Genomic DNA, 21426 nt, shown 5'->3' with positions numbered 1-21426 from the left:
ATGACGGTCGCCGCTCCGCTCGCCGATGTTGCGGAAACCTGGGTGCGCGACTTTGAACGCATGACCAGGCAAGCGCTGGCGGAGGTCGATGGCGCGACGTTGCTGGGCGAGCGCGCGATGCTCGGCGGCTTCCACATTCCGGGTCGGGTATCGGCGGGCGGCGGATGCCGAATTTTCGACGCACGCACCGGGGGCGTCGCGCTGAACCTCGCGCGGCCGGACGACTGGACGCTGCTACCGGCGCTGTTCGAGACCCGTGCCGAGTTTCGGAACGACGCAGCCATCGCAGCAGGCATGGCAAGGCAGGATGCCGACGATCTGGTGGGGCGCGGCCGAGTGCTGGGGTTGGCTATCGCCGCCGCTGCGAACGGAACGCCTGATATCGCGCCCGACTGCGTACTGATGACTCCGGCGCCACCGGTGTCGCCACCGGACAGGCTGGTGCCGCGCGTGCTCGATCTATCCGCCTTGTGGGCTGGGCCACTGGCAGCGCACCTTCTGTGGCTCGCCGGAGCCAACGTCACGAAGGTTGAGAGCCGCACTCGGCCAGATGCGATGCGGTACGGCGACCCGGCCTTCTTCGCGTTACTCAATCACGGGAAAGCGAGCATCGCGCTCGACTTCACCATCCCCGCGGACCGCGACGCGGTGCTGGCGCTGATTGCACGATCGGACATCGTCATCGAGGCCGCACGGCCCCGCGCCCTCGCGCATCTCGGCATTGACGCAAATGAGCTCGTACGCAGCCAGCCCGGACTGACCTGGATCACCATCACCGGGCACGGCGCGCAGGGCGATGCCGCGAACTGGGTCGGTTTCGGCGACGATTGCGCGATGGCGGCAGGGCTCGGTGCGGCGCTGCACGACGTCGCCGGACGTGCGGGCTTCGTCGGCGACGCGATCGCCGATCCGCTTACCGGGATCCGTGCCGCCGGCGTCGCCTGGCAGGCTTGGGCCTCGGGTCGAGGCGGTCGGTACGGGCTCGCCATGACCGGCGTCGTTGCGGAGGCGATGGCGATCGCGCGGCGATCCGGCGATTTCGACGCTTCGCTCGTCGCATGGGCTGCGGCCGAGGGGAGGCGGTTTCCGACCGTGCGATCGCGCACCACAAGTCCGGTAGCGGCACTTGGCGCCGATACGCGGACGGCGTTGGCCGAGCTGGTCGCATGCTGATCCGCGGCGTCGAGCTGGAAGGCGGGCACCTGGCCGATCTCCGCATCGAGAACGGCCGTATCGTCGCGATCGGACAGCTCCCCCCGGCTGCGGGAGAAGCATCGATCGACGCACGCGGCGGATTGCTGCTGCCGGGCCTGCACGACCACCATATCCACGTCGCCGCGCTCGCCGCCGCCGCGGCGTCGGTGCAATGCGGCCCGCCGCATGTCACCAGCCTGGACGCGTTGACCGCAGCGCTGACCGAGGCGTCGCGCAGGTCCGATACGGGCTGGCTGCGCGGCATCGGGTATCACGAAAGCGTCGCGGGGATACTCGATGCCGTAATGCTCGATACGATCGCAGCGGACCGACCGATCCGGATCCAGCACCGGGGTGGGCGGATGTGGTTTCTGAACTCGATGGCGCTCGATCTGCTGCTCGCCGGTCGATCCGCACCGCGGGGACTGGAGCGGATCGACGGACGCTTCACTGGGCGACTGTTCGAGGCGGATGCGTGGCTGAAGACCGCGCTCGCCGGTCTGCCGCCGTCCTTCGCGAAAATCGGCACTATGCTCGCCGCGCGCGGCGTGACCGGCCTGACGGAGATATCGCCAGCGAACGACTCCGTGATCGCCCGACATTTCGCTGCCGAACGCGCAAACGGAAACCTGCCACAGACGGTCATGCTGGCGGGGCGCAGTGCGCTGTGCCGGGATGATATGGCGGACGGTATGACGCTTGGCCCGGTCAAGCTACACCTGCACGAAGCCGCGCTGCCGGCGTTCGACGACATCGTGCATTGGATCCGGGAGGCGCACGACCGGGGCCGCGCCGTCGCGGTCCACTGCGTCACCGAGGTCGAGCTGGTGTTCACGCTGGCCGCGATCGACGAGGCGGGTGCGATGCGGGGCGACCGTATCGAACATGCCTCGATCGCGCCCGACACCGCCGTTACGGAGATCGCACGGCTCGGCCTCGCGGTCGTCAGCCAGCCGCACTTCATCGCCGAGCGCGGCGACGCGTACCGCGACAGCGTAGCGCCTGAGGAGCAACCGCTGCTGTATCGCCTGCGGGCGTTCCTCGACGCGGGCGTGACGCTGGCGGGGGGCAGCGATGCACCGTTCGGCGGCGTCGACCCGTGGACGTCGATGGCCGCCGCGGTCTCGCGCCAGACACCCTCCGGGGCAACGATCGGTGTGACCGAGGCGCTCACACCCGAACAGGCGCTCGACCTGTATCTCGCTGCCCCCGAAGATTTGAGGCGACGACGACGGCTGGACGTCGGCGCACCCGCCGATCTATGCCTGCTCGATCGGGGATGGGCGCGCGCGCGCGACGATCTGGCCTCAGTCGCAGTGCAGGCCACTTGGATCGACGGCCGGCTGGTCCATGATCGCATCGACCAGCCCCCAGCGTAACGCCGTCGCGGCGTCGATCCGTTTGCCAGACAGGATCATCAGCGCCGTTCGCTGCCGACCGATCCGACGCGGCACCGAGACGCAGCCCCCTGCCCCCGGCAGGATACCCATCGCCAGTTCGGGAAGCTGGAACCAGGCGGAAGGCGCTGCCGTGATCCGTCCAGCAAACGCTGCCATCTCTAGCGCCGAGCCGACACAAGCGCCCTGCACGTGCACGTCCACGATCGGGCCACAGCGAGACAGCGGATGCGCCGGCAGTGTCAAGGTACGAATCAGGTGCGCGGTCGCGGGATCGCGCGTCGTACCGAACTCGGCCAGATCGGCGCCTACGCTGAACGCCGGCCCAACCGAGCGCAGTTCGACGCGCGCGATGTCCGGGTCGAGCACGGCGATCGTGAACGCCTCGAACAGCGCATCGCGGAGTGTCCGGTCGACCGCGTTGCGCGCGCCGGGCCGATCGATCACGATCCGCAAGCAGGTGTCGTCGCGGCTCAACACGATTCGGCCAGGCGGCGCAGGGTCGGTCCTTGGCTGTGCGGTGATCCAGTCCGTATGCTCGACGCTCCCTTGCAGCATCGCGTAGGTTATCGACTCCAGCGTCAACGCAGCGCGCGCATCGATGCCTTCGGTACCCCGCAACAGCTGCACCGATGCCGCTGCCGCGTAAGGATGACAGGTCGCCTGTTCGACGATGCGCTCGGCCGTGACTGGCGCTTCGACGATCGTATCGAAGTGCCGTGATCGTGGATGCAACGGATCGCCAACGCCGATTATCGGAAACGGCGGCAGGTGAAGTTCGCCGAAATCGTCCGCCAGTTGATCGACCTCGACGAACGCCAGCGGCATCCGGTCGCCGGCCCAGTGCGACGCCAGGAGCGCGGGATCGATCATGTAGGGATCGACGCTCGTCACCTTGGTTTTTCGCCCTCCCCGGCCCGATTGACCGCCCCTACGATGTGCCCGCGCTTGCCGCTCCGGTAAAGCGACTTAAAAATGGTCGCGATGAGACCGCTGTCCGAACTCTGCGCCGAAACGCTGACGATCGACCCGTCCCGTCCGGCAATAGAGTTCGACGGCATCTGGCATGACTGGGGCGCGGTCCAGAGGTTGGCGGCCGAGATGCGGGCGTTGCTCGCCGCGCTCGGCCCCGGCGTCCGGACGGTCAGCTTCGTCCCGCGCAATCGTCCGTCCGCGCTCGCCGCTTTCCTTGCAATGCTGGTCGATCGCCGCAGCGTCCGGATGATCTACGCGTTCCAGTCCGCGCCCGCGATCGCCGCCGCGATCGAACGGGCGGGGTCGGCGGTCGTCGTCATGGCGGAGGATGATTTCACGCCCGAGGTACGCGCGGTGCTGGCCTCGCGCAGCATGGCGGGAATCGCGCTGTCGGGCATGAGCGCGCAGTTCGTCACCGGCTTCGACCGGGCCGAACCGCGACCGGACGACGGTCCGCCCCGCGTCGAGATCCTGACGAGCGGCACGACGGGGCCGCCAAAGCCGTTCGCGATCCCGCATGCGGTGATCGCGCAGTTCGTCCTGGCCCAGGGCATGTCGCTGATCGATGATCCGGCCGAGCCGCCCTTCCTGATGTCGTTCCCGATCGGCAATATCTCGGGCGTCTACAGCATTGCCGCCTCGCTGTTGCGCGGCAAGCGGATCGTCCTGCTCGACCGGTTCTCGGTGGAGGCTTGGCGCGCCTTCGTCGTTCGCTATCGGCCCAGCACGGGAGGCGCGCCGCCCGCTGCGGTCGCGATGATCCTTGACGCGGAGATACCGGTCGCGGACCTGTCCTCGCTAAAATTCTTCAGCACCGGTGCAGCGCCGCTCGATCCGGACGTGCAGCGCCGTTTCGAAGTGCGGTATGGCATCCCAATCCTGCTGTCCTATGGCGCGACCGAGTTCGGTGGCCCCGTAGCGGCGATGACCCCGCAACTTCACGACGAATGGGGCGCCGCAAAGTTCGGCAGCGTAGGCCGCGCGATGCCCGGCGTGGCGCTGCGGGTGCGCCATTTCGACACCGGCGAGATTCTTGGTCCGGGCGTGGAAGGAATATTGGAGGTCGTCTCGCCGCGGATGGGACCGGACTGGATCCGCACCTCGGACATCGCGGTCGTCGATGCGGACGGGTTCCTTTTCCACCGTGGCCGAGCCGACGGCGCGATCATGCGCGGCGGCTTCAAGATCCTGCCCGAGACGATCGAGGCGGTCCTGCTGCGGCATCCTTCGATCTCGGCCGCGGCGGTGGTCGGCGTGCCGGACCCGCGCGTGACCGAAGTCCCCGGCGCGGTAATTGCGGTGAAACCCGGCGCTCCCGCCCCGTCGATCGCCGCGCTCGAGGCGTATATTCGCCAGTACCTGCCGACGACGCATTGTCCGGTCCATTGGCGATTCGTCGATGCGCTGCCGAAGAACCCGTCGTTCAAGATCGACCGCCCCGCGCTGAAGCGGATGTTCGCGGGTGACGATCCCGCTTGATCGCCCGGACGCTCGATTGCCCGCGACGCTTGCCCCGCTCCCCCGCCGCCGCATAAATCCGGCAGAGGGGGATCGAAGGTTTGACCGACACATCGCAGCGGGCACCTGTACCAGGCGAAACGCGCGTTACGCCGCTGGGGTGGCGCATCCGCTGGGATACCGCGCGCGCCGACCGCGCCTATGCCGATGGCTGGTGGCGGAGCAACACGATTGGCGATGCCCTGCGCCAGGAGGCGGAAGCGGCGCCCGACCGCACCCTGATCGTCGATGGCGACACGCGATTGAGCGCCGCCGACCTCCATGATCGTGCCACCCGTCTCGCACGCGCACTGCTGTCGCGGTTCGTCCCCGGCAGCGTCGTCTCGTTCATGCTGCCCAACTGGCACGAAGCGGCAGTGATCTACATGGCGACGACGCTGGCGGGAATGATCGCGCACCCGATCCTGCCGTCGTTGCGCGATCACGACCTGCGCTTCATGCTGGCGGATATCGGCAGCCGCATGATCTTCGTGCCCGCGACGTTCCGCGGTCATGATTATGGCGCGATGCTGGCGCGCGTTGCAGAAGCGCTGGAAACACCCCCGGAGATCGTCGTCGTGCGCGGCGGGGCGGGACCGCATACCGCCTATGACAGCCTGTTCGACGCTATCCCCGATACAGCGTTGCCATCGCTCGATGCCGACGAAGTCCGGATGGTCATGTATACCAGCGGGACGACCGGCCGTCCGAAAGGCGTGATGCACACGCACAACTCGATCAACGCGCTGATCCGACAGATCGGCGCGCACTGGCTGATCAAACCCGGCGACCGGTTCTTGGTCCCCTCCCCGATCAGCCATATCGGCGGCTCGATCTATGCGTTCGAGACGCCGTTGCTGTTCGGCACGACCGCGATCCTGATGGAGAGCTGGGACCCCGACGTTGCGGTCGAGATCATCGTGCGCGAACGCTGCACGCACATGGCCGGCGCCACGCCGTTCCTCCAGCATCTGCTGGCGTCCGCACGCAAGGCCGGCACATGCCTGCCCAATCTAAAGCTGTTCATCTGTGGTGGGGCCTCGGTACCGGCCGCGCTGATCCGCGACGCTGCCGGATATTTCGCGAGCGCCGTGGTAAGCCGCGTCTATGGCTCGACCGAAGTCCCGGTGACGACCATCGGCGTGATCGACCGCGACGATATCGACCACGCCGCCGAGACCGATGGTCGCGCCGGCATAGCCGTGCTGAAGATCGCGGATGACGGCGAAATCCGCGCGAAGGGCCCGCAGATGCTGGTCGGCTACGTCCATGCCGAGGACGAGGCGAGCGCGTTCGACGCCGAGGGCTATTACCGCACCGGCGACCAGGGCGTGCTGGTGGACGGCGACCATCTGGTCGTCACCGGCCGGATCAAGGACCTGATCATTCGCAACGGCGAGAACATCTCGCCCAAGGAGATCGAGGACCTGCTCGTCGCGCATCCCGCGATCGCCGAGATCGCGATCGTCGGCGTGCCCCATGCGCGCACCGGCGAACGTGCGGTGGCGGTCATCGTGGCGCGAGATTTGGCGGTCATCGACGTCGAGGCGCTCGCGACGTTCCTTGCAGGCTTCGGCGTGGCGCGATTCAAATATCCCGAGGAGGTCGCGCTGTGGGATTCGCTACCGCGCAACGACGCCGGCAAAGTGCTGAAACAACAGATCCGCGCGACGTTGGTCGAGCGAGACGGTACCGCGGATCAATAACCCGACAATCCTCCCCCGCCAGGGGGAGGTGGCAGGCGCAGCCTGACGGAGGGGGCGGTAAGCGATAAACGCTGTTCCGTGCCCTCCCCCTCCGTCACCTTCGGCGCCACCTCCCCCTGGCGGGGGAGGATCAGATAGGAACGCGCTACCCGCGGTTGCGCGCCATCTCGAAGCTTGCGCCCAGATGCTTGAGAAAGCCGTGCGCCCCCCCGGCTTCGGTCGGGACCACCGGGAACACGAACGGGTCCGAGCGATCCGCGATGTCCGCCTCTCGCGCGCCGACATCGGCCATCGTCCAGGCCGACTGCCACGCGCCCTTGGTTTCCGCTAGATAGGCGGTGGCGATGCGCCCCCCGAGCGCGACCAGCGTCTCGCCCGATATGCTGCAGCTCTCGTGCGCGAGCCAACCCACCGCGGGCGCCACGAATTCGGGCCCGAGCGGAGGGAACTGCGTGACGTCGATTCCTTCGGACATCCGCGTCACCGCGCTGGGCGCGATGCAGTTCGATTTGACGTTGTGCGGCGCGCCCTCGATCGCGGCGGTATGCGACAGCCCGATCAGCCCCGCCTTCGCCGCCGAATAATTGGCGACCTCGTGATTGCCGTAGAGCCCACCGATCGAGGTGGTCATCACGATCCGCCCATAGCCAGCCTTGCACATCGCCGCGAACGCGGGCTGGAGGACGTTGAAGCCGCCGACCAGATGGACATCGAGCACCGAGCGGAAGATTTCCTCGCTCATCTCCGCCAGTGGCGCGCGGCGCACGTTGCCCGCGTTGTGGATCAGCACGTCGACCCGGCCATAGGTGTCGAGCGCCTGTTCGATGATCGCCTTGCCGCCCGCCGAGGTCGCGACCGTATCGCGGTTGGCGACTGCCTGCCCCCCGGCTGCCTCGATCGCCACGACGACATCGCCTGCCGGATCCTCGCGCGTGCCGTCGCCCGCCATGCTGACGCCGAGATCGTTGACCACCACCCTCGCACCCTGCGCACCGAGCAGTTCTGCGTACGCGCGTCCGAGCCCGCGCCCGCCACCGGTAATGACGACGACACGGTCATCGAATCTCAGTTCAGTCATGCGATCATTCCTTCGGCATCGGTCTGCGTATCGATCCCCAAATCCATCAGCGCATCGATCGGCATGGTGCCGGGTATCATGCGTCCGCGAGACCAGAAACCGCCGCCCGCGCGCACCGTCGACAATCCGGCCCGGCGATGAATCCCGCCGCCGGATTGACAAGCCTTGGCCCGATGCTGCCCGGATCCTGGGCAGCATCGCCAGAAACATCACCGAAAGGGACCGTCAATGCAGGTAGCCATCGTCACCGGCGCAGGAAGCGGGATCGGGCTCGGCACCGCGAAGATGCTGTACGACGCCGGTATGGTGATCGTCGGCATCGGTCGCGATCCCGACAAGCTGGCGACGCTGGAGGCGACCATCGCCAATCCCGATCGGCTCGCCACCTTGTCGGTCGACGTGACCGCGGACGACGCGCCGCAGCGGATCGTAGGCCTTGCGATCGAACGCTTCGGCCGGCTCGACTTCCTGATCAATAACGCCGGTGCAGGCAGCCCGAAACCGCTGCATGAAACCGACGACGCGATGCTCGACGGGTTCCTCGACGTGATGCTGCGCGCGCCGTTCCGGCTGTGCCGCGAGGCGATCGGGCATATGGGCGACGGCTGCGGCATCGTTAACGTCACCTCGACCTATGCGATGATCGGCGGGCGACGCGGCGGCGCATACTCCGCCGCGAAGGGCGGCCTGACCTCGCTTACCGAGCACATGGCCTGCGAATACGGACCGCGCGGCATCCGGTCCAACTGCGTCGCACCGGGCGTGACGATGACCGAGATGGTCCGCCACCGGTTCGACGACGAGATGTTCAAGCGCGTCAACGTCGAGACGACGCCCTTCCCGCGCCTCGGCGAAGTCTCGGACATCGCCAGCACCATCGCGTTCCTCTGCTCGCCAGGTGCCGGGTTCATCAACGGCCAGACGATCGTCGTCGACGGCGGCTGGACCACGACCAAGTACATGTCCGACCGTGCGCTCCGGACGAACTGGGTCGAGCCATCGTAGCATCCGCAGGATTTCGCCGGGGCGATGAGGCGGGCCGATGCTTGCCTCGGTCGGTGCCGGCGTGCTCTTTCGCCCCCAAAGTCCAGAACGACCGCGGAGAGGAATTGCGATGACGAGGTCCCTTAACGGCAAGGTCGCGGTGGTGACGGGAGCAGGCTCGGGCATCGGTCGCGCGATCGCCATCCGGCTCGCCGAGGATACCGCCAAGGTCGCCATCTGGGACATCAACGCAGCCGGCGCCGCCGATACCGCGAAGATGGTCGTGGACGCAGGCGGTACGGCGATCGCCATAGATGCGGATTGTTCGGACAAGGCGGCGATCAAGGCCGCCGCCGACCGCACCCGCGCCGAACTCGGGCCGATCGCGATCCTGGTCAACAACGCCGGGATCGCGCCGTTCACGCCGTTCCTGGATATCGACGACGACCTGTTCGACAAGGTCATCCGCATCAACCTGCGCGGCCCCTATCTGCTGATGAAGGAGGTCGTGCCCGACATGCTCGCTGGCGGCTGGGGCCGGATCATCAACATCACTTCCTCGTCGGTCCAGACCGGATCGCCCGCGCAGGGCCATTACGTCGCGTCGAAGGGCGGCCTGATGGGCATGACCAAGGCGCTGGCGCTCGAATTCGCGGCGAGCGGCATCACCGTCAACATGGTGCCGCCGGGGTTCATCGATACGCCGATGCTTCGCGCCGCGCCGATCGACGCCGATGCGTTCGCCAAGACGTTGCCGATGAAACGGATCGGCCAGCCCGAGGATATCGCGGCGGCCTGCGCCTATCTCGCATCGGAAGAGGCGAGCTACATCACTGGCCAGACGATCAGCACCAATGGCGGCCGCTACATGGGCTCGCACTGACCGTCATGCCGCAGATCGGCCTTGCGCGGGCGCCACGGCTCGAACCGGGTCGGGTCGACTCGGTGCGCGCCGACCCGGTTTGCACGCCTCCGCTTGCCCCTTATGCTCGGGCGATGACCACGAAACGCCGGATCGGCCCCGATACCTCCGAAACCTACGCCCTGATCCTCGACGCCGCCGAACAGGTGATCCGCGACGAGGGCTATGCCGCCGCCAGCAGCCGGCGGATCGCCACGCAGGCGGGGCTCAAACCCTCGCTCGTCCATTATTACTTCCCCACGACGGACGACGTGTTCCTCGCGGTGTTCAAACGCGGTGCCGCGCAGAGCGACGCGATGATCGAGCGTGCGCTGACCAGCGACGATCCGCTTCGCGCGTTGTGGCGTTTCTTCGCGGATACCAGCCGCAACGCCCTCGCGCTCGAATTCGTCGCGCTTGCCAACCACCGCAAGGCGATCGGCGCGGAGATCGTGGCGCACAGCGACGCGATGCGCAGGCGCCAGGCCGCGATGATCGAACGGCTGCTCGGCGACCGACTCGGAACCGACGGCGCGACGCCGATGGGCTTTAGCTTCGTGCTTGCGGGCATCGGCCGTGCGCTGGCGATGGAAAGCGAACTGGGCATCACGTCTGGCCACGCCGACGCGCGCGCCTTCGTCGAAGCCTGGCTCGACCGCCTGCTGCCCGCAAGGCTTGACGCGATCGATTAAAAATGCTGAACACGTGTTCAGCGACATTTGGAGAGGAACCGACATGGCCACTGCTACACTGGACCGTCCGTTGAGCATCGTCAGCGAAGAGATCAAGCCGTCGATCGGCACGCGCATCCTGAACACTAAGGAAGAACTGCTCGATGGCCAGCTCGGGCCGGAGCTCAAGGAATTGCTTCAGGAGCGCGGCATTCTCGTCTTTCCGCAGATCAACTTCACCGATCAGGAACAGATCGCCTTCACCAAGACGATGGGGACGTTTGCGTCCGAAGTCCGCGACGGCGAAGAGGAAGTGATCCACAAGATCACGCTCGACGAGAAGGAAAACCCGACCAGCGCGGCGTTCCTGCGCGGCTCGCTCTACTGGCATATCGACGGCACGATGAACAAGGTGCCGATCCTGGCTTCGCTGCTCTCGTGCAAGAAGCCTTCACCAAAGGGCACGGGTAACACCGGCTTCGCGAACACCTATGCCGCCTATGAAGCGCTGCCCGAGGAGCGCAAGGCCGAGATCGCAGACCTTCGCGTCAATCACGGTGCCTGGGCGTCGCTGTTCTATTACAGCCCCGAGCCGAGCATGAAGATGCTCGATATCATGCAGGGTATCGGCGAGCAGGAACTGCCGCTGGTGTGGACGCACCAGTCGGGGCGCAAGTCGCTCGTCCTGGGCAACACCGCGGTCAACGTCGTCGGCATGTCGCCCAAAGAGAGCCAGCGCTTGCTGCACGGCCTGCGCGAATGGGCAACGGGCGAAGAGTTCACACACAGCCACGAATGGACCGCCGGCGATCTCGTGATCTGGGACAACACCGGCACGATGCACCGCGCCGAGCCGTACGACGCTACCTGCGGCCGGATGATGCATCGCACCAAGCTGCAGGGCGAAGAGCCGTTCGAATAAGCGCGCTCGCGTAAATATCGCCAGCATGATGTACGCGGCCCCCGCCCTTTCCGTGGATACACGGACGGCGGGGGCCGTTTTCGTTCTACACGATAAGAGGGAGACGGATGATGGGGCGGTTTCGCATTGAACTGGTCGACGACGCAAAAAGCGGCATGGTCATGGCTGAAGCGTTCGGCCCCGATGGCGCGATGATCGCCAACTCGCAGCCAATCTATCACACGCGTGCAGATGCCGAGGCGGCAATCGTCGAGACGATCAAGCAGGCTTGGCCCGATCGTTCGCCGGATGCGGTCGATCCCACGCTGGGAGTCTGAGCGTATCGAACATTCTCCTCCGAACCTGGAGGATGTTTCAGTCCGGCTCGACAGGCTTCGGCAGGCTCAGCAACGCGACACTGCTCGCCACCATGAACGCGATGGTCAGCCACAGGAACGGCGCATAACTGCCGTAGCGATCAAATACCGCCGCTGCCCCGAGCGGCCCAGTGGCGGTGCCGATCGACAGCGCAGTCAGCAACCCTCCATAAAGTCCGCCGAAGCTCTTCAACCCGAAATGCCGCGTCGTGAGGTAGACGATGACGTCGACCTCGGCGCCCAGGGTCAGCCCGACGAACGCAGCCGCGACCATCTGGCCCGGCACGGTGCTGCCGGCCGTCAGCAACAACAGGCACCCGATCACCGGCAGCATGAACACGACGGCGCCGACATAGGATGCTTGGAACCGGTCCAGCAGCAGCCCCGTCGCCAGTCGCCCGACGATCGAGAACAGGCCGACCAGCGAGACGATCCCCGCCGCGCCGAGCGGGGTCGCACCGCGATCGGTGAGGATGGGCACGAAATGCACCACCAGCGCGATGATCGTGAAGGTGAACAACAGGCTGGCGATCAGCAACCGGAGGTAGATGCTCGATCGCAGGCCCTCCCCCAGCGCGACCCCGCTCAACACCGGTCGATCGGCCTTCTTCGTAGCCGCGATGCCGCGCGATGCGTCATGCGCGCCGCGGAAGAACAGGAATATCGTGGGGAAGGCGATCGCCGCCCAGACCCCGCCCTGGATCGCGACCGCAGTCTGCCAGCCATATCGCGCGATCAGCCACGTTCCTAGCAGCGGGAACACCGCAACCGCCACCGACGCGCCGCACAGCGTGATCGCGAACGCGAGGCCGCGCGAGACCTCGAACCGCGTGGCCACCGCGCTGGTCCAGACCGTCGCCTGTACCGGCAGCGTCGCGAGCGCGACGATGCCCCACAGCATGTACCAGTTCGACGACGTGCCGCTCGCCGTGCCGAGCAATGCAAAGGCGCCGCATGTCAGCAGGATGCCGACAAGCCCGAACCGCCGCGGTCCATAGCGATCGACGGCGAGCCCGATCGGCAGCGCGAACACCGCCTGCACCAGCGTCGACAGCGTCAACCCGATCGTCACCTGCGTGCGCGACCAACCGAACGTCTCGCCGATCGGCGCGATATACGGCCCGAGCCCGTAAATGTGGATGACGCTGGTCGCGTACCCAAGCGCCGCGGCGATCGGCAGCATCGGATGTGCGCGCCATTCCGCCCGTGCGCTGCCGGTCGATGTCGAGACGGCGGCCCGGCTCACGATGTCGATCGCGGTGCGCCCATGCCCATGAACTTGGCGAGATTGTAATGCAGGCTCGCGACCGACCGCTCCATGTACGGATTGGGCTGCGTACCGCGAAAACCGATGTTCTTCATGCCCTGCTGGACCGCGGCCATGTTGGCGAAATCCTGCTGGAGCACCGGCGGCCAATCCTCGGCCGCGGTATATTCCCAGTTCGTCTCGGGCGCCTCGCCCTCCGGATACAGTTCGTACACCGCGGCTTCGAAGATGCACTTGTCGGGGTCGTCGCCGAACGGCTTCGCGCTGTAGCAGAGCATGTTGTTGACCGCCTGGCCGATCTGGAAATTCGGGAACACCTGCCACGCGGTGCCCGCCTTCGCGGTATGCGACGGGTCCACGGTCGGCCAGATCACGCCGCGCGCCGCATCCGTCGCGCGCGCCGACTGGATCCAGTGGCGCGAGACATCCATCGCCGGCGTATCCTCGGGCAGTTCGTCGACCAGCCGATTGGCAGCCTCGACCAGAGTCCGCGTGGTGTTCGTATTGGCGTTGGCCCAGGTGAAGTTCTGCAATTCCGCCGTCGTGACGCGCGCATCGCCGGTGCCGACGCGGAGCTTGCCCGAATCCTCCTCCATGCCCTTGGGTGCTTCGTAGCCGATGTTGGTGTGCAGACCGTGGTTGTGCGCCCAGCCGCGGAACTGGCCGAAATCGTTGAACTCCGGGTGCGTGCTGAACACGTGATAGGTCTCGGCGAACGCCTCCATCGCGACCTTCCAGTTGCAATCGAACACGATCCACTTGCGCCACCGCGGCCGCATGTTCTGCAACCCGTACGGATCGAGCATTGCCGGCACCGGATCAAGGAACTCGGCGAGCGGCGCCGCGGTCGAATCGAAGTTGATCCAGATCCACCCGCCCCAGCTGTCGACCTGCACCTTGCCGAGGCTGGTCCGTTCCTCGGTCAGCGCACCCTGCCAGTCGTCCTGATGCTGGATATAGGTGCAGCGGCCCTGGAGGTTGAAGGTCCACGCATGATAGCCGCAGATGAAGTTCGCGGTCTTGCCGCGCGCGTTGTGCTGGCCCGCGGGCACGTCGACGAGGCGGCGACCGCGGTGCGGGCAGACATTGTGATAGGCGCGGAGTTCGGTTTCGCTGGTGCGGACGATGATGATGCCGTCGCCGCGGATATCGTAGGTGATGAAGTTGCCGACCTCGGGAATATCCTCGAGCCGGCCGGCCTGGAGCCAGGTACGGCGCCACAGGCGGTCCTGCTCGGCGACCGAATAGTCCTTCGACACATAGGCATCGACCGGCACGGTGACCGGCGCGAGAAGATCGTCCGCGGTCTCGACGATCCTGGTCATCTCGTTCATCGCGCGCCCTCGCTGTCTGAAAGGCGCACTATAACAAGGTCATCGCGTTCCCCGTATCGCTACCGCGATTTCCAGTCAGGCGTGCGCTTTTCCGCAAACGCGCGCGGCCCCTCCTGCGCATCCTCGCTGCGATACGTCGATTCCGACGCCGCGCGTGCCGCCTGCAACGCCGCCGCGCGCCCCATTTCGGTCGCGAGCATGACCGTGTCGCGCCCCGCCTTCACCGACAGCGGCGCGCCGTCGAGGATTTCTCCGGCCAGTTCCAGCGCCTTGGTCATCAGATCCTCGGGTTCGGCAAGGCGATTGACCAGCCCGATCTCGTACGCGCGTTGGGCGGTGATCGGTTTGCCGGTGAGGATGATCTCCATCATGATCCGTTGCGGGATCATGTGGATCAACGGTGCGGCCCAGGGCGAACTGCGCCCGACCTTGACTTCGGTGATCGCGAACCGAGCCGCGGTGCTGGCGACGCACAGGTCGCACGCCTGCGCGATCATCCACCCACCGGCGAACGCCACGCCGTTGACCGCCGCGATCGTCGGTTTCGAAACCTCGATATTGTCGCCGGGCACGGGAAACATGTCGCGCGGCGGCACCTGAAGCCCGCGCTCGACCATCTCCTTCAGGTCGCCGCCCGCGCAGAACGCCTTCTCCCCCGCCCCGGTCAGGATCGCGACGCGAAGCGCAGGGTCGCGCTCGAACCGGTCCCACGCCGCGAACAGCCCATCGCGGATATCCTTGCCGAGCGCATTGCGCTGATCGGGTCGGTTGAGCGTGATGATCACGATCCCATCGGCGCGCGCTTCGAACAGAACTGCGTCGGTCATCAGAAACCTCGTTGCTGGATATCGTAAGCCGCGCGGTCCAGCGTCTCGCGGAAGTCGGGATGCGCGATCGCGATCAGGCGGCGGGTGCGTTCAGCGAGCGTCTGGCCCTTCAGTTCGGCCGCGCCATATTCGGTGACGATCACGTCGACGTCGCTGCGCGCTGTCGTCACCGGCCCCGACAGCGCCGGTACGATCTTGCTGAGCGTGCCGCCCTTCGCGCTGGACGACAGCGCGATGATCGAGCGGCCGCCGGGCGACCGCGCGCCGGCGCGCACGAAATCGACCTGCCCGCCGGTGCCGCCCATATAGGCGGAACCCGATTGCTCGGCGTTAACCTGCCCCGTGAGATCGACCTCCAACGCCGAGTTGATCGTGACCAGCCGCGACAGTCGCCCCAGCACGGCTGCATCGTGCGTGTAACCGGTCGGCGTCATGCGGATCGCCGCGTTGCGGTGCGCCCAGTCGTAGAGCCGCCGCGTGCCGATCAGCGCGCCGTTGATCGACACGCCCGCGTCGATCTCCTTCCGCGCATTGGTGATGACCCCGGCCTCGACGAGTTCGACCAGCCCGTCGCCGAGCATCCCCGAATGCACGCCCAGATCCTTGCGATCGCCGAGCAGCCGTAGGATCGCATCGGGCACCGCGCCGACGCCGGTCTGGATCACCGCGCCGTCGCCGATATACGCCGCGCAGGCGTGCGCGATCGCCTCGTCGGTTTCCGTGACCTTGCCGCCGGCGACCTCCACCGGCGTACGAGACACGTGCACGACGACGTCGATCGCCGACGCGGGAATCGTTTCGCCGGGACTGTACGGCACCCGATCGTTGACCTCGGCGATGACCACCCGAGCCTTGTCGACCGCGGCGCGAACATAATCGCTGATCAACCCGCAGCTGTGATTGCCCTCGGCATCCGCCGGGCTGACCTGGATCATAGCGACATCGCAGCCGATCACGCCGCCTGCGATCAGCGGCCCGACGTGACTGACATGGACGGGGATCACCTGAAGCTTGCCCGCCTTGGTCATGCTGCGCAGCGCACCGATCGCCCCCATGCTCGACAGCGCGAAGGCGTCGGAAGTCTCGGGCGTAAACAACCCGGAAAAACTCGTCGCAATGAAGGCCGAGAGATCGCCAATCGCACCGCCCTGCGCGATCAGCGCCTCGACCAGCGTGGTCGGCTCCCCGCAGGCCTGCCCGAAGACGATCCGATCGCCGCGACGTAGATACTGGGAGAGATCGATCGTCACGCGCGGACCACCTGCCTGAGCAGATGTTCCGCACGCGACAGATATGGCCGGTCGAGCATCCCGCCCTTGTAGCCGATCGCGCCGACACCGGGGTTCGCCGCGAAGATGTCGACGATCGCCTGCGCCTCGGCGATCTCGTCCTCGGTCGGGGTGAATGCCGCGTTGATCACGTCGACCTGCGCCGGGTGGATCGCGAGCATCCCGCGGTAGCCGTCGCGGCGCACCTTCTCGGCGCGCGTCTTCAGCGTGTCGAGATCGCGGAAATCGCCCTGGATCGTCTCGATCGCGGTCACGCCCGCGGTCGCCGCGCCGAGCAGGCACATCGATCGTGCGAGCTCATAGGTGAAGCCGTAGCTGCCATCGGGATTGCGGTTCGAACTCGCGCCGATCGAATCCGCGAGATCCTCCGCACCCCAGGTCAGGGCGACCACGCGCGGCGCGCCCTTGTAGTCGCCGGTGTGGAACATCGCCTCGGCAGTCTCCGTCACCAGCACGATCACCGGCGTCGATCCGACCGCGATACCGTTCGCCGCCTCGAATGCGGAAAGATAATGGTCGAGCCGATCGACATCCTGCCGACCATAGACTTTCGGCAGCATGATACCGCCGGGATGCGCGGGCATGACCGCCGCGAGATCGGTCAGCGTATAGGGTCCGTCGAGCGGGTTCACACGTACCCAGATGCGCGCACGCTCAGGGTTGTCCTTCACGAAGTCGTGCACGATCCGGCGCGCGAGCGGCTTGTTCTCCGCGGTGACCGCGTCCTCGAGATCGAGCAGAACGATATCCGCGCTGCCCTCGACCGCCTTGGTCATCTTGCGCTCGCTGTCGCCCGGCGCGAACAGCCAGGACCGCATCTTGAGCGGTGCGGTCTTCACCGTCGCTGCGTCGGACATTCGTATCCCCTCGTTCCCGTTCTCCCGCCTTTGCGGGAGAACAGCTTATGCAAAACCCTTGTCAGTAGCTCTTGGGCAATTCCAGCACCTTTTCGGCGATGAAGTTCAGGATCATGTGCGGGCTGACCGGCGCGGTGCGCGGGATCAGCACCTCGCGCAGCAGGCGTTCGACATGATATTCCTGCGCATAGCCCATCCCGCCCAGCGTCAGCATCGCGGTGTGGCACGCCTCGAACGCGAACTCCGCCGCCAGATACTTGCCGGCATTTGCCTCGACCCCGCAGTCCTCGCCCTTGTCGAACTTGGTCGCGGCCTGCATCACCATCAGGTTCGCCGCCTCCAGCTGCGCCCAGCATTTGGCGAGCGGATGCTGGATCCCCTGGTTCATGCCGATCGGCCGATCGAACACGATCCGTTCGCGGGCGTAACGCGCGGCGCGCTGGATCGCGTTGCGGCCGATCCCGATCGCCTCCGCGCCGAGCAGGATGCGCTCGGGGTTCAGCCCCTTCAGGATGATGCGGAACCCCTGCCCCTCCGCACCGATCCGATCCTCGTCAGGGATGAAGAGGTCGTTGATGAACAGCATGTTCGATCCGACCGCGTGGCGCCCCATCTTGGGGATCAGCCGATGCTCGATCTTGCTGCGATCGAGCGTGGTGTAAAACAGCGTCAGACCGTGCGTCTTGTTCTCGACCTCGTCGATCGGCGTGGTGCGCGCGAGCAGCATCATCTTGTCGGCGATGTGCGCATTGGTGATCCAGATCTTCTCGCCGTTGACGCGGTAGCCGCCCTCGACCCGTTCGGCACGGGTCTTCAGCTTGGTGGTGTCGAGCCCGGTGTTGGGCTCGGTCACGGCAAAGCACATCTTCTCCGCGCCAGACAGGATCGGCGGGATCATCCGCTGCTTCTGTTCCTCTGTGCCGAACAGGTCGATCGGTTCGAGGCTGAACACCGGGCCGTGGATCGTCGACGCCGCGGTCATGCCGCCGCCCGCCTCCGCGACCGCCTGCATCATGATCGCCGCCTCGGTGATGCCGAGCCCGGCGCCACCATACGCCTCGGGCATCGCCACCCCCAGCCAGCCCGCCTCCGCCATCGATTTGTGGAAGTCGTGCGGATAGACGCCCTCATGGTCGCGTTCGAGCCAGTAATCGTCCGAGAACAGCGCGCATTGCTTCAGCACCGCGTCGCGGATGTTCTGCTGGTCCTGGGTAAAGGCGAAATCCACGGGCGATCGACCTTGTCTTGAGGAAGTCGGGAAGCCCGGCGGCTAGCAGTCACCTCCCGGTGCGACAACGCGAGCCCCGGAGCATCCCGCGACATATCGCTCCGGCGAATGGATTCGGCATCTGCGGTGCTCTAGTTCCGATCGATGTTCAGTCCTGCAATCCTCCCCCGCAAGGGGGAGGTGGCAGGCATAGCCTGACGGAGGGGGAGGCAGTCGCCACGTCCGTTTCGTATCCCCCCTCCGTCGCCGTCGGCGCCACCTCCCCCTCGCGGGGGAGGATCATAAAAGTAGCGGAACCCGATCAATGGGAGCGGTTCATGGAGAGTAAGGCAGGCCACGGCCCCCTGTCCGGCATCAAGGTGGTCGACCTGACGAGCATCGTCTTCGGCCCCTATGCCACGCAGATCATGGCCGACATGGGTGCCGACGTCATCAAGGTCGAACCGCCCGCGGGCGACGACGCCCGCTACATCTCGGTCGGGCCAGAGCACGGTCTTGCGGGCGTGTTCGTGAACGTCAACCGCGGCAAGCGCAGTATCGTCCTCGACCTCCGCACCGAAGAGGGCAAGGCGGCCCTCCGCGGGCTGATCTCACGCGCGGACGTGTTCATCCATTCGATGCGCGCCAAGGCGATCGCCAAGCTCGGCTTCGACTATGCGGCGGTCGCGGCGATCAACCCGGAGATCGTTTATACCAATTGCTATGGCTATGGCCGCGACGGGCCCGAGCGCGACCAGCCCGCCTACGACGACACGATCCAGGGCGAATGCGGGCTGGCGGCCGTGCAGCAGATGCTGACCGGCGAGGCGAGCTATGTCGGGACGATCGTCGCCGACAAGGTCGCCGGGCTGACCGCGCTGTATGCGACGACGATGGCGCTGTTCCACCGCGAACGCACCGGCGAGGGCCAGGAGGTCGAGGTCGGGATGTTCGAGACGATGGCCTCGTTCATGCTGGTCGAGCATGCCAACGGCGCGATGTTCAGCCCCAAGCTCGGCCCCGCGGTGTATCCGCGCGTCGTCGCGCCGGGGCGCCGGCCGTACAAGACGCGCGACGGTTATATCTCGGCTTTGGTCTATAACGATCGCCACTGGAACGCCTTCGTCGGCGCGGTGCAGCCCGCCTGGGCGGGCCCCGACATGGCGACGCTCGGCCAGCGGGCCAAACAGATCGACCGGATGTACGGCCTGCTCGGCGAGACGTTCCTCGAGCGGACGACGCAGGAATGGCTCGACCTGTTGCGGACGATCGGCGTGCCGGCGACCCCGCTCGGGACGCCCGACGACCTGTTCGAGAATGCGCACCTGAAGGCGGTCGGCTTTTTCGAAACGGTCGACTCGCCGAACGGGCCAATCACCTTCCCGGGCGTGCCGGCAAGCTTTTCGAAGACTCCGGGCAAGGTCGCGGGGCCTGCGCCGACGCTGGGTGCGGACACCGATGCGATACTGGCCGAGCTACAGACGGGAGAGCAGCGACATGGGTAAACTGACCGGCAAGGTCGCCGTCGTGACGGGCGCGAGCCGCGGCATCGGCAAGGGTATCGCGCTCGCACTCGCCGAAGAAGGCGCGGTCGTCTACGTTACCGGCCGCACGGTCAATGCGGGCGATCACACGCTGCCCGGCACCGTCGGCCAGACCGCGGCGGAGTGCGACGCGCGCGGCGGCAAGGGTATTGCGGTCCAGGTCGACCACGCCGACGACGACCAGGTCGCGGCGCTGTTCGCACAGGTCGCGCGTGAACAGGGCCGGCTCGACATCCTCGTCAACAACGCCTTCGCGCTGCCCGAGGACCTGACCGAGCCGGGAACGTTCTGGGAAAAGCCGCTGTCCAACTGGCAGATGGTCGATGTCGGCGTGAAGTCGAACTTCGTCGCGGCGTGGCATGCGGCCAAGATCATGGCGCCGCAGAAATCGGGGCTGATCGTCGCGATCTCGGGCTATGTCGGCGTCACCTATACCTATGGCGTCGTGTTCGGCACCTGCAAGGCCGCGGTCGACCGGATGGCGCGCGACATGGCGATCGATCTGCAGCCACACGACGTGACGTCGCTCTCGCTGTGGCAGGGACTGACCTTCACCGAGCGCGCCAATCGCAACATCCAGAACAACCCGGCGATGAAGGCGAGCATCGTCACCAATCCACTGGTCGGTTGCTCGCCCGAATTTCCGGGGCGCGTGATCGTCGCGCTCGCGACCGACGACGCGGTCACGCGGCATTCGGGCGGGACCTTCATCACCGCCGAACTGGCACAGGAATACGGCGTGACGGATATCGATGGGAAGATCATCCCGTCGCTGCGCGAACAGCGTGGATCGCCGATCTGGAAACCCATAGCGGAGCAACCACGATGACCGACCCTTTGGTGCGCCTCGGCGAGCTTCTCGACCGACAGGATATCCTCGACGCCTTGACCCGGTTCGCGCGCGGCATGGACCGGTTCGACCGCGACGCGTTCCTCTCCGCCTTCCACGACGATGCGGAGATCGCGGCGGGGCCGTTCGTCGGCCAGCCCGCCGCACTCTACGACTGGGCGCGAGACCTGCACGATCATGGGCAGTCGGCGACGCAGCATGTCCTGCTCAACCATAGCTGCGACCTCGACGGCGATACCGCGCATACCGAGACCTATTATTTGTTCGCCGCGCGCAACCGCGACGACAGCAACTGGATCGCGGGCGGCCGCTATATCGACCGGTTCGAGCGCCGTGACGGCCAATGGCGGGTCGCGAGCCGGAGTACCGTAATCGAATATTCGGGTTTGCTGCCGACGCTGCCGATCCCTTTCGGGGATATTCCCGGCATCGACCTCAATGGCGTCGTCGCGCGCGATACCAGCGACCTGTCGTACCGTCGGCCGCTGACGAACCTGCGCGAACCGTTCGTCCCATCGTAACAAACAAAGATTGTTTCCCCGCGAAGGCGGGGACCCAGTCTGGGCTCCC

20 protein-coding genes are annotated in these 21426 nt (G+C 66.4%); 12 read left to right on the top strand and 8 right to left on the bottom strand.

Going from position 1 to position 21426, the window contains the following annotated elements; translation table 11 throughout:
• Both AC3D24_RS20320 and AC3D24_RS20315 read left to right on the top strand, forming a co-directional pair.
• A complete protein-coding gene (locus AC3D24_RS20320; protein WP_489032895.1) occupies window positions 1-1173 on the top strand; it encodes a CoA transferase in 1173 nt (390 codons plus the stop codon).
• Window positions 1167-2573 (top strand): amidohydrolase family protein, encoded by a 1407-nt coding sequence (locus tag AC3D24_RS20315; protein WP_489032894.1) that lies wholly within the window; start codon window positions 1167-1169, stop codon window positions 2571-2573. Before AC3D24_RS20320 ends, AC3D24_RS20315 begins: the two co-directional genes overlap by 7 nt.
• Here the strand turns inward: AC3D24_RS20315 and AC3D24_RS20310 are convergent.
• Window positions 2502-3464: an enoyl-CoA hydratase/isomerase family protein gene (locus AC3D24_RS20310; RefSeq protein WP_489032892.1), complete on the bottom strand. Its 963-nt coding sequence runs from the start codon at window positions 3462-3464 to the stop codon at window positions 2502-2504. The genes AC3D24_RS20315 and AC3D24_RS20310 overlap by 72 nt on opposite strands.
• Window positions 3465-3566: 102 nt before the next feature.
• On the opposite strand from AC3D24_RS20310, the gene AC3D24_RS20305 reads away from it, so the two are divergent.
• Together AC3D24_RS20305 and AC3D24_RS20300 are read left to right on the top strand one after the other, a co-directional pair.
• Window positions 3567-5045 (top strand): class I adenylate-forming enzyme family protein, encoded by a 1479-nt coding sequence (locus tag AC3D24_RS20305; RefSeq protein WP_489032890.1) that lies wholly within the window; start codon window positions 3567-3569, stop codon window positions 5043-5045.
• A gap of 80 nt (window positions 5046-5125) precedes the next feature.
• Complete coding sequence (locus AC3D24_RS20300) at window positions 5126-6769, top strand: AMP-binding protein (RefSeq protein ID WP_489032889.1); 1644 nt, start codon at window positions 5126-5128, stop codon at window positions 6767-6769.
• A gap of 145 nt (window positions 6770-6914) precedes the next feature.
• Here AC3D24_RS20300 and AC3D24_RS20295 read toward each other — a convergent pair whose 3' ends face one another.
• Window positions 6915-7847: an SDR family NAD(P)-dependent oxidoreductase gene (locus AC3D24_RS20295; RefSeq protein WP_489032887.1), complete on the bottom strand. Its 933-nt coding sequence runs from the start codon at window positions 7845-7847 to the stop codon at window positions 6915-6917.
• A 228-nt stretch (window positions 7848-8075) separates the two neighbouring features.
• Between AC3D24_RS20295 and AC3D24_RS20290 the strand changes: the two genes are divergently transcribed.
• The 5 genes from AC3D24_RS20290 (at window position 8076) to AC3D24_RS20270 (ending at window position 11642) form a co-directional block, all read left to right on the top strand.
• Entirely contained in the window at window positions 8076-8852 is a 777-nt protein-coding gene (locus tag AC3D24_RS20290; protein ID WP_489032885.1) for an SDR family NAD(P)-dependent oxidoreductase, read from the top strand.
• Window positions 8853-8961: 109 nt separating this feature from the next.
• Window positions 8962-9714: an SDR family NAD(P)-dependent oxidoreductase gene (locus AC3D24_RS20285; RefSeq protein WP_489032883.1), complete on the top strand. Its 753-nt coding sequence runs from the start codon at window positions 8962-8964 to the stop codon at window positions 9712-9714.
• 113 nt (window positions 9715-9827) lie between these two features.
• Window positions 9828-10424: a TetR/AcrR family transcriptional regulator gene (locus AC3D24_RS20280; protein ID WP_489032881.1), complete on the top strand. Its 597-nt coding sequence runs from the start codon at window positions 9828-9830 to the stop codon at window positions 10422-10424.
• A gap of 43 nt (window positions 10425-10467) precedes the next feature.
• Window positions 10468-11325: a TauD/TfdA dioxygenase family protein gene (locus tag AC3D24_RS20275; RefSeq protein WP_489032879.1), complete on the top strand. Its 858-nt coding sequence runs from the start codon at window positions 10468-10470 to the stop codon at window positions 11323-11325.
• Window positions 11326-11435: 110 nt separating this feature from the next.
• Window positions 11436-11642 carry a hypothetical protein gene (locus tag AC3D24_RS20270; RefSeq protein WP_489032877.1) on the top strand — a complete coding sequence of 69 codons (207 nt, stop codon included), beginning with the start codon at window positions 11436-11438 and terminating at the stop codon, window positions 11640-11642.
• 37 nt (window positions 11643-11679) lie between these two features.
• On the opposite strand, the gene AC3D24_RS20265 is transcribed toward AC3D24_RS20270, so the two are convergent.
• The 6 genes from AC3D24_RS20265 to AC3D24_RS20240 all read right to left on the bottom strand — a co-directional run bounded on the left by AC3D24_RS20265 (window position 11680) and on the right by AC3D24_RS20240 (window position 18483).
• On the bottom strand, window positions 11680-12927 hold the full coding sequence (locus tag AC3D24_RS20265) for an MFS transporter (protein ID WP_489032876.1): 1248 nt from the start codon (window positions 12925-12927) through the stop codon (window positions 11680-11682).
• Window positions 12924-14282: an aromatic ring-hydroxylating oxygenase subunit alpha gene (locus AC3D24_RS20260; protein WP_489032875.1), complete on the bottom strand. Its 1359-nt coding sequence runs from the start codon at window positions 14280-14282 to the stop codon at window positions 12924-12926. Before AC3D24_RS20260 ends, AC3D24_RS20265 begins: the two co-directional genes overlap by 4 nt.
• A gap of 59 nt (window positions 14283-14341) precedes the next feature.
• Entirely contained in the window at window positions 14342-15109 is a 768-nt protein-coding gene (locus AC3D24_RS20255) for an enoyl-CoA hydratase/isomerase family protein (protein ID WP_489032874.1), read from the bottom strand.
• Complete coding sequence (locus tag AC3D24_RS20250; protein ID WP_489032873.1) at window positions 15109-16359, bottom strand: acetyl-CoA hydrolase/transferase family protein; 1251 nt, start codon at window positions 16357-16359, stop codon at window positions 15109-15111. Before AC3D24_RS20250 ends, AC3D24_RS20255 begins: the two co-directional genes overlap by 1 nt.
• On the bottom strand, window positions 16356-17255 hold the full coding sequence (locus tag AC3D24_RS20245) for an HpcH/HpaI aldolase/citrate lyase family protein (protein WP_489032872.1): 900 nt from the start codon (window positions 17253-17255) through the stop codon (window positions 16356-16358). The genes AC3D24_RS20250 and AC3D24_RS20245 overlap by 4 nt, the downstream gene beginning before the upstream one ends.
• 61 nt (window positions 17256-17316) lie before the next feature.
• A complete protein-coding gene (locus AC3D24_RS20240; protein WP_489032871.1) occupies window positions 17317-18483 on the bottom strand; it encodes an acyl-CoA dehydrogenase family protein in 1167 nt (388 codons plus the stop codon).
• Between the two features lie 317 nt (window positions 18484-18800).
• Here AC3D24_RS20240 and AC3D24_RS20235 point away from each other — a divergent pair, with 317 nt between their 5' ends.
• Genes AC3D24_RS20235 through AC3D24_RS20225 form a run of 3 tightly spaced genes read left to right on the top strand, consistent with a single transcriptional unit; the run spans window position 18801 to window position 21377 of the window.
• Complete coding sequence (locus AC3D24_RS20235; RefSeq protein ID WP_489032870.1) at window positions 18801-19967, top strand: CaiB/BaiF CoA transferase family protein; 1167 nt, start codon at window positions 18801-18803, stop codon at window positions 19965-19967.
• A complete protein-coding gene (locus AC3D24_RS20230; protein WP_489032869.1) occupies window positions 19960-20835 on the top strand; it encodes an SDR family NAD(P)-dependent oxidoreductase in 876 nt (291 codons plus the stop codon). Before AC3D24_RS20235 ends, AC3D24_RS20230 begins: the two co-directional genes overlap by 8 nt.
• Window positions 20832-21377 (top strand): nuclear transport factor 2 family protein, encoded by a 546-nt coding sequence (locus AC3D24_RS20225; protein WP_489032868.1) that lies wholly within the window; start codon window positions 20832-20834, stop codon window positions 21375-21377. The genes AC3D24_RS20230 and AC3D24_RS20225 overlap by 4 nt, the downstream gene beginning before the upstream one ends.
• Window positions 21378-21426: the final 49 nt, after the last annotated feature.

It is taken from the genome of Sphingomonas sp. SL1004, from assembly GCF_057815015.1.
The sequence above is the reverse complement of the archived record's forward strand: the minus strand, read 5'-3'. Positions and strand labels throughout refer to the sequence as shown.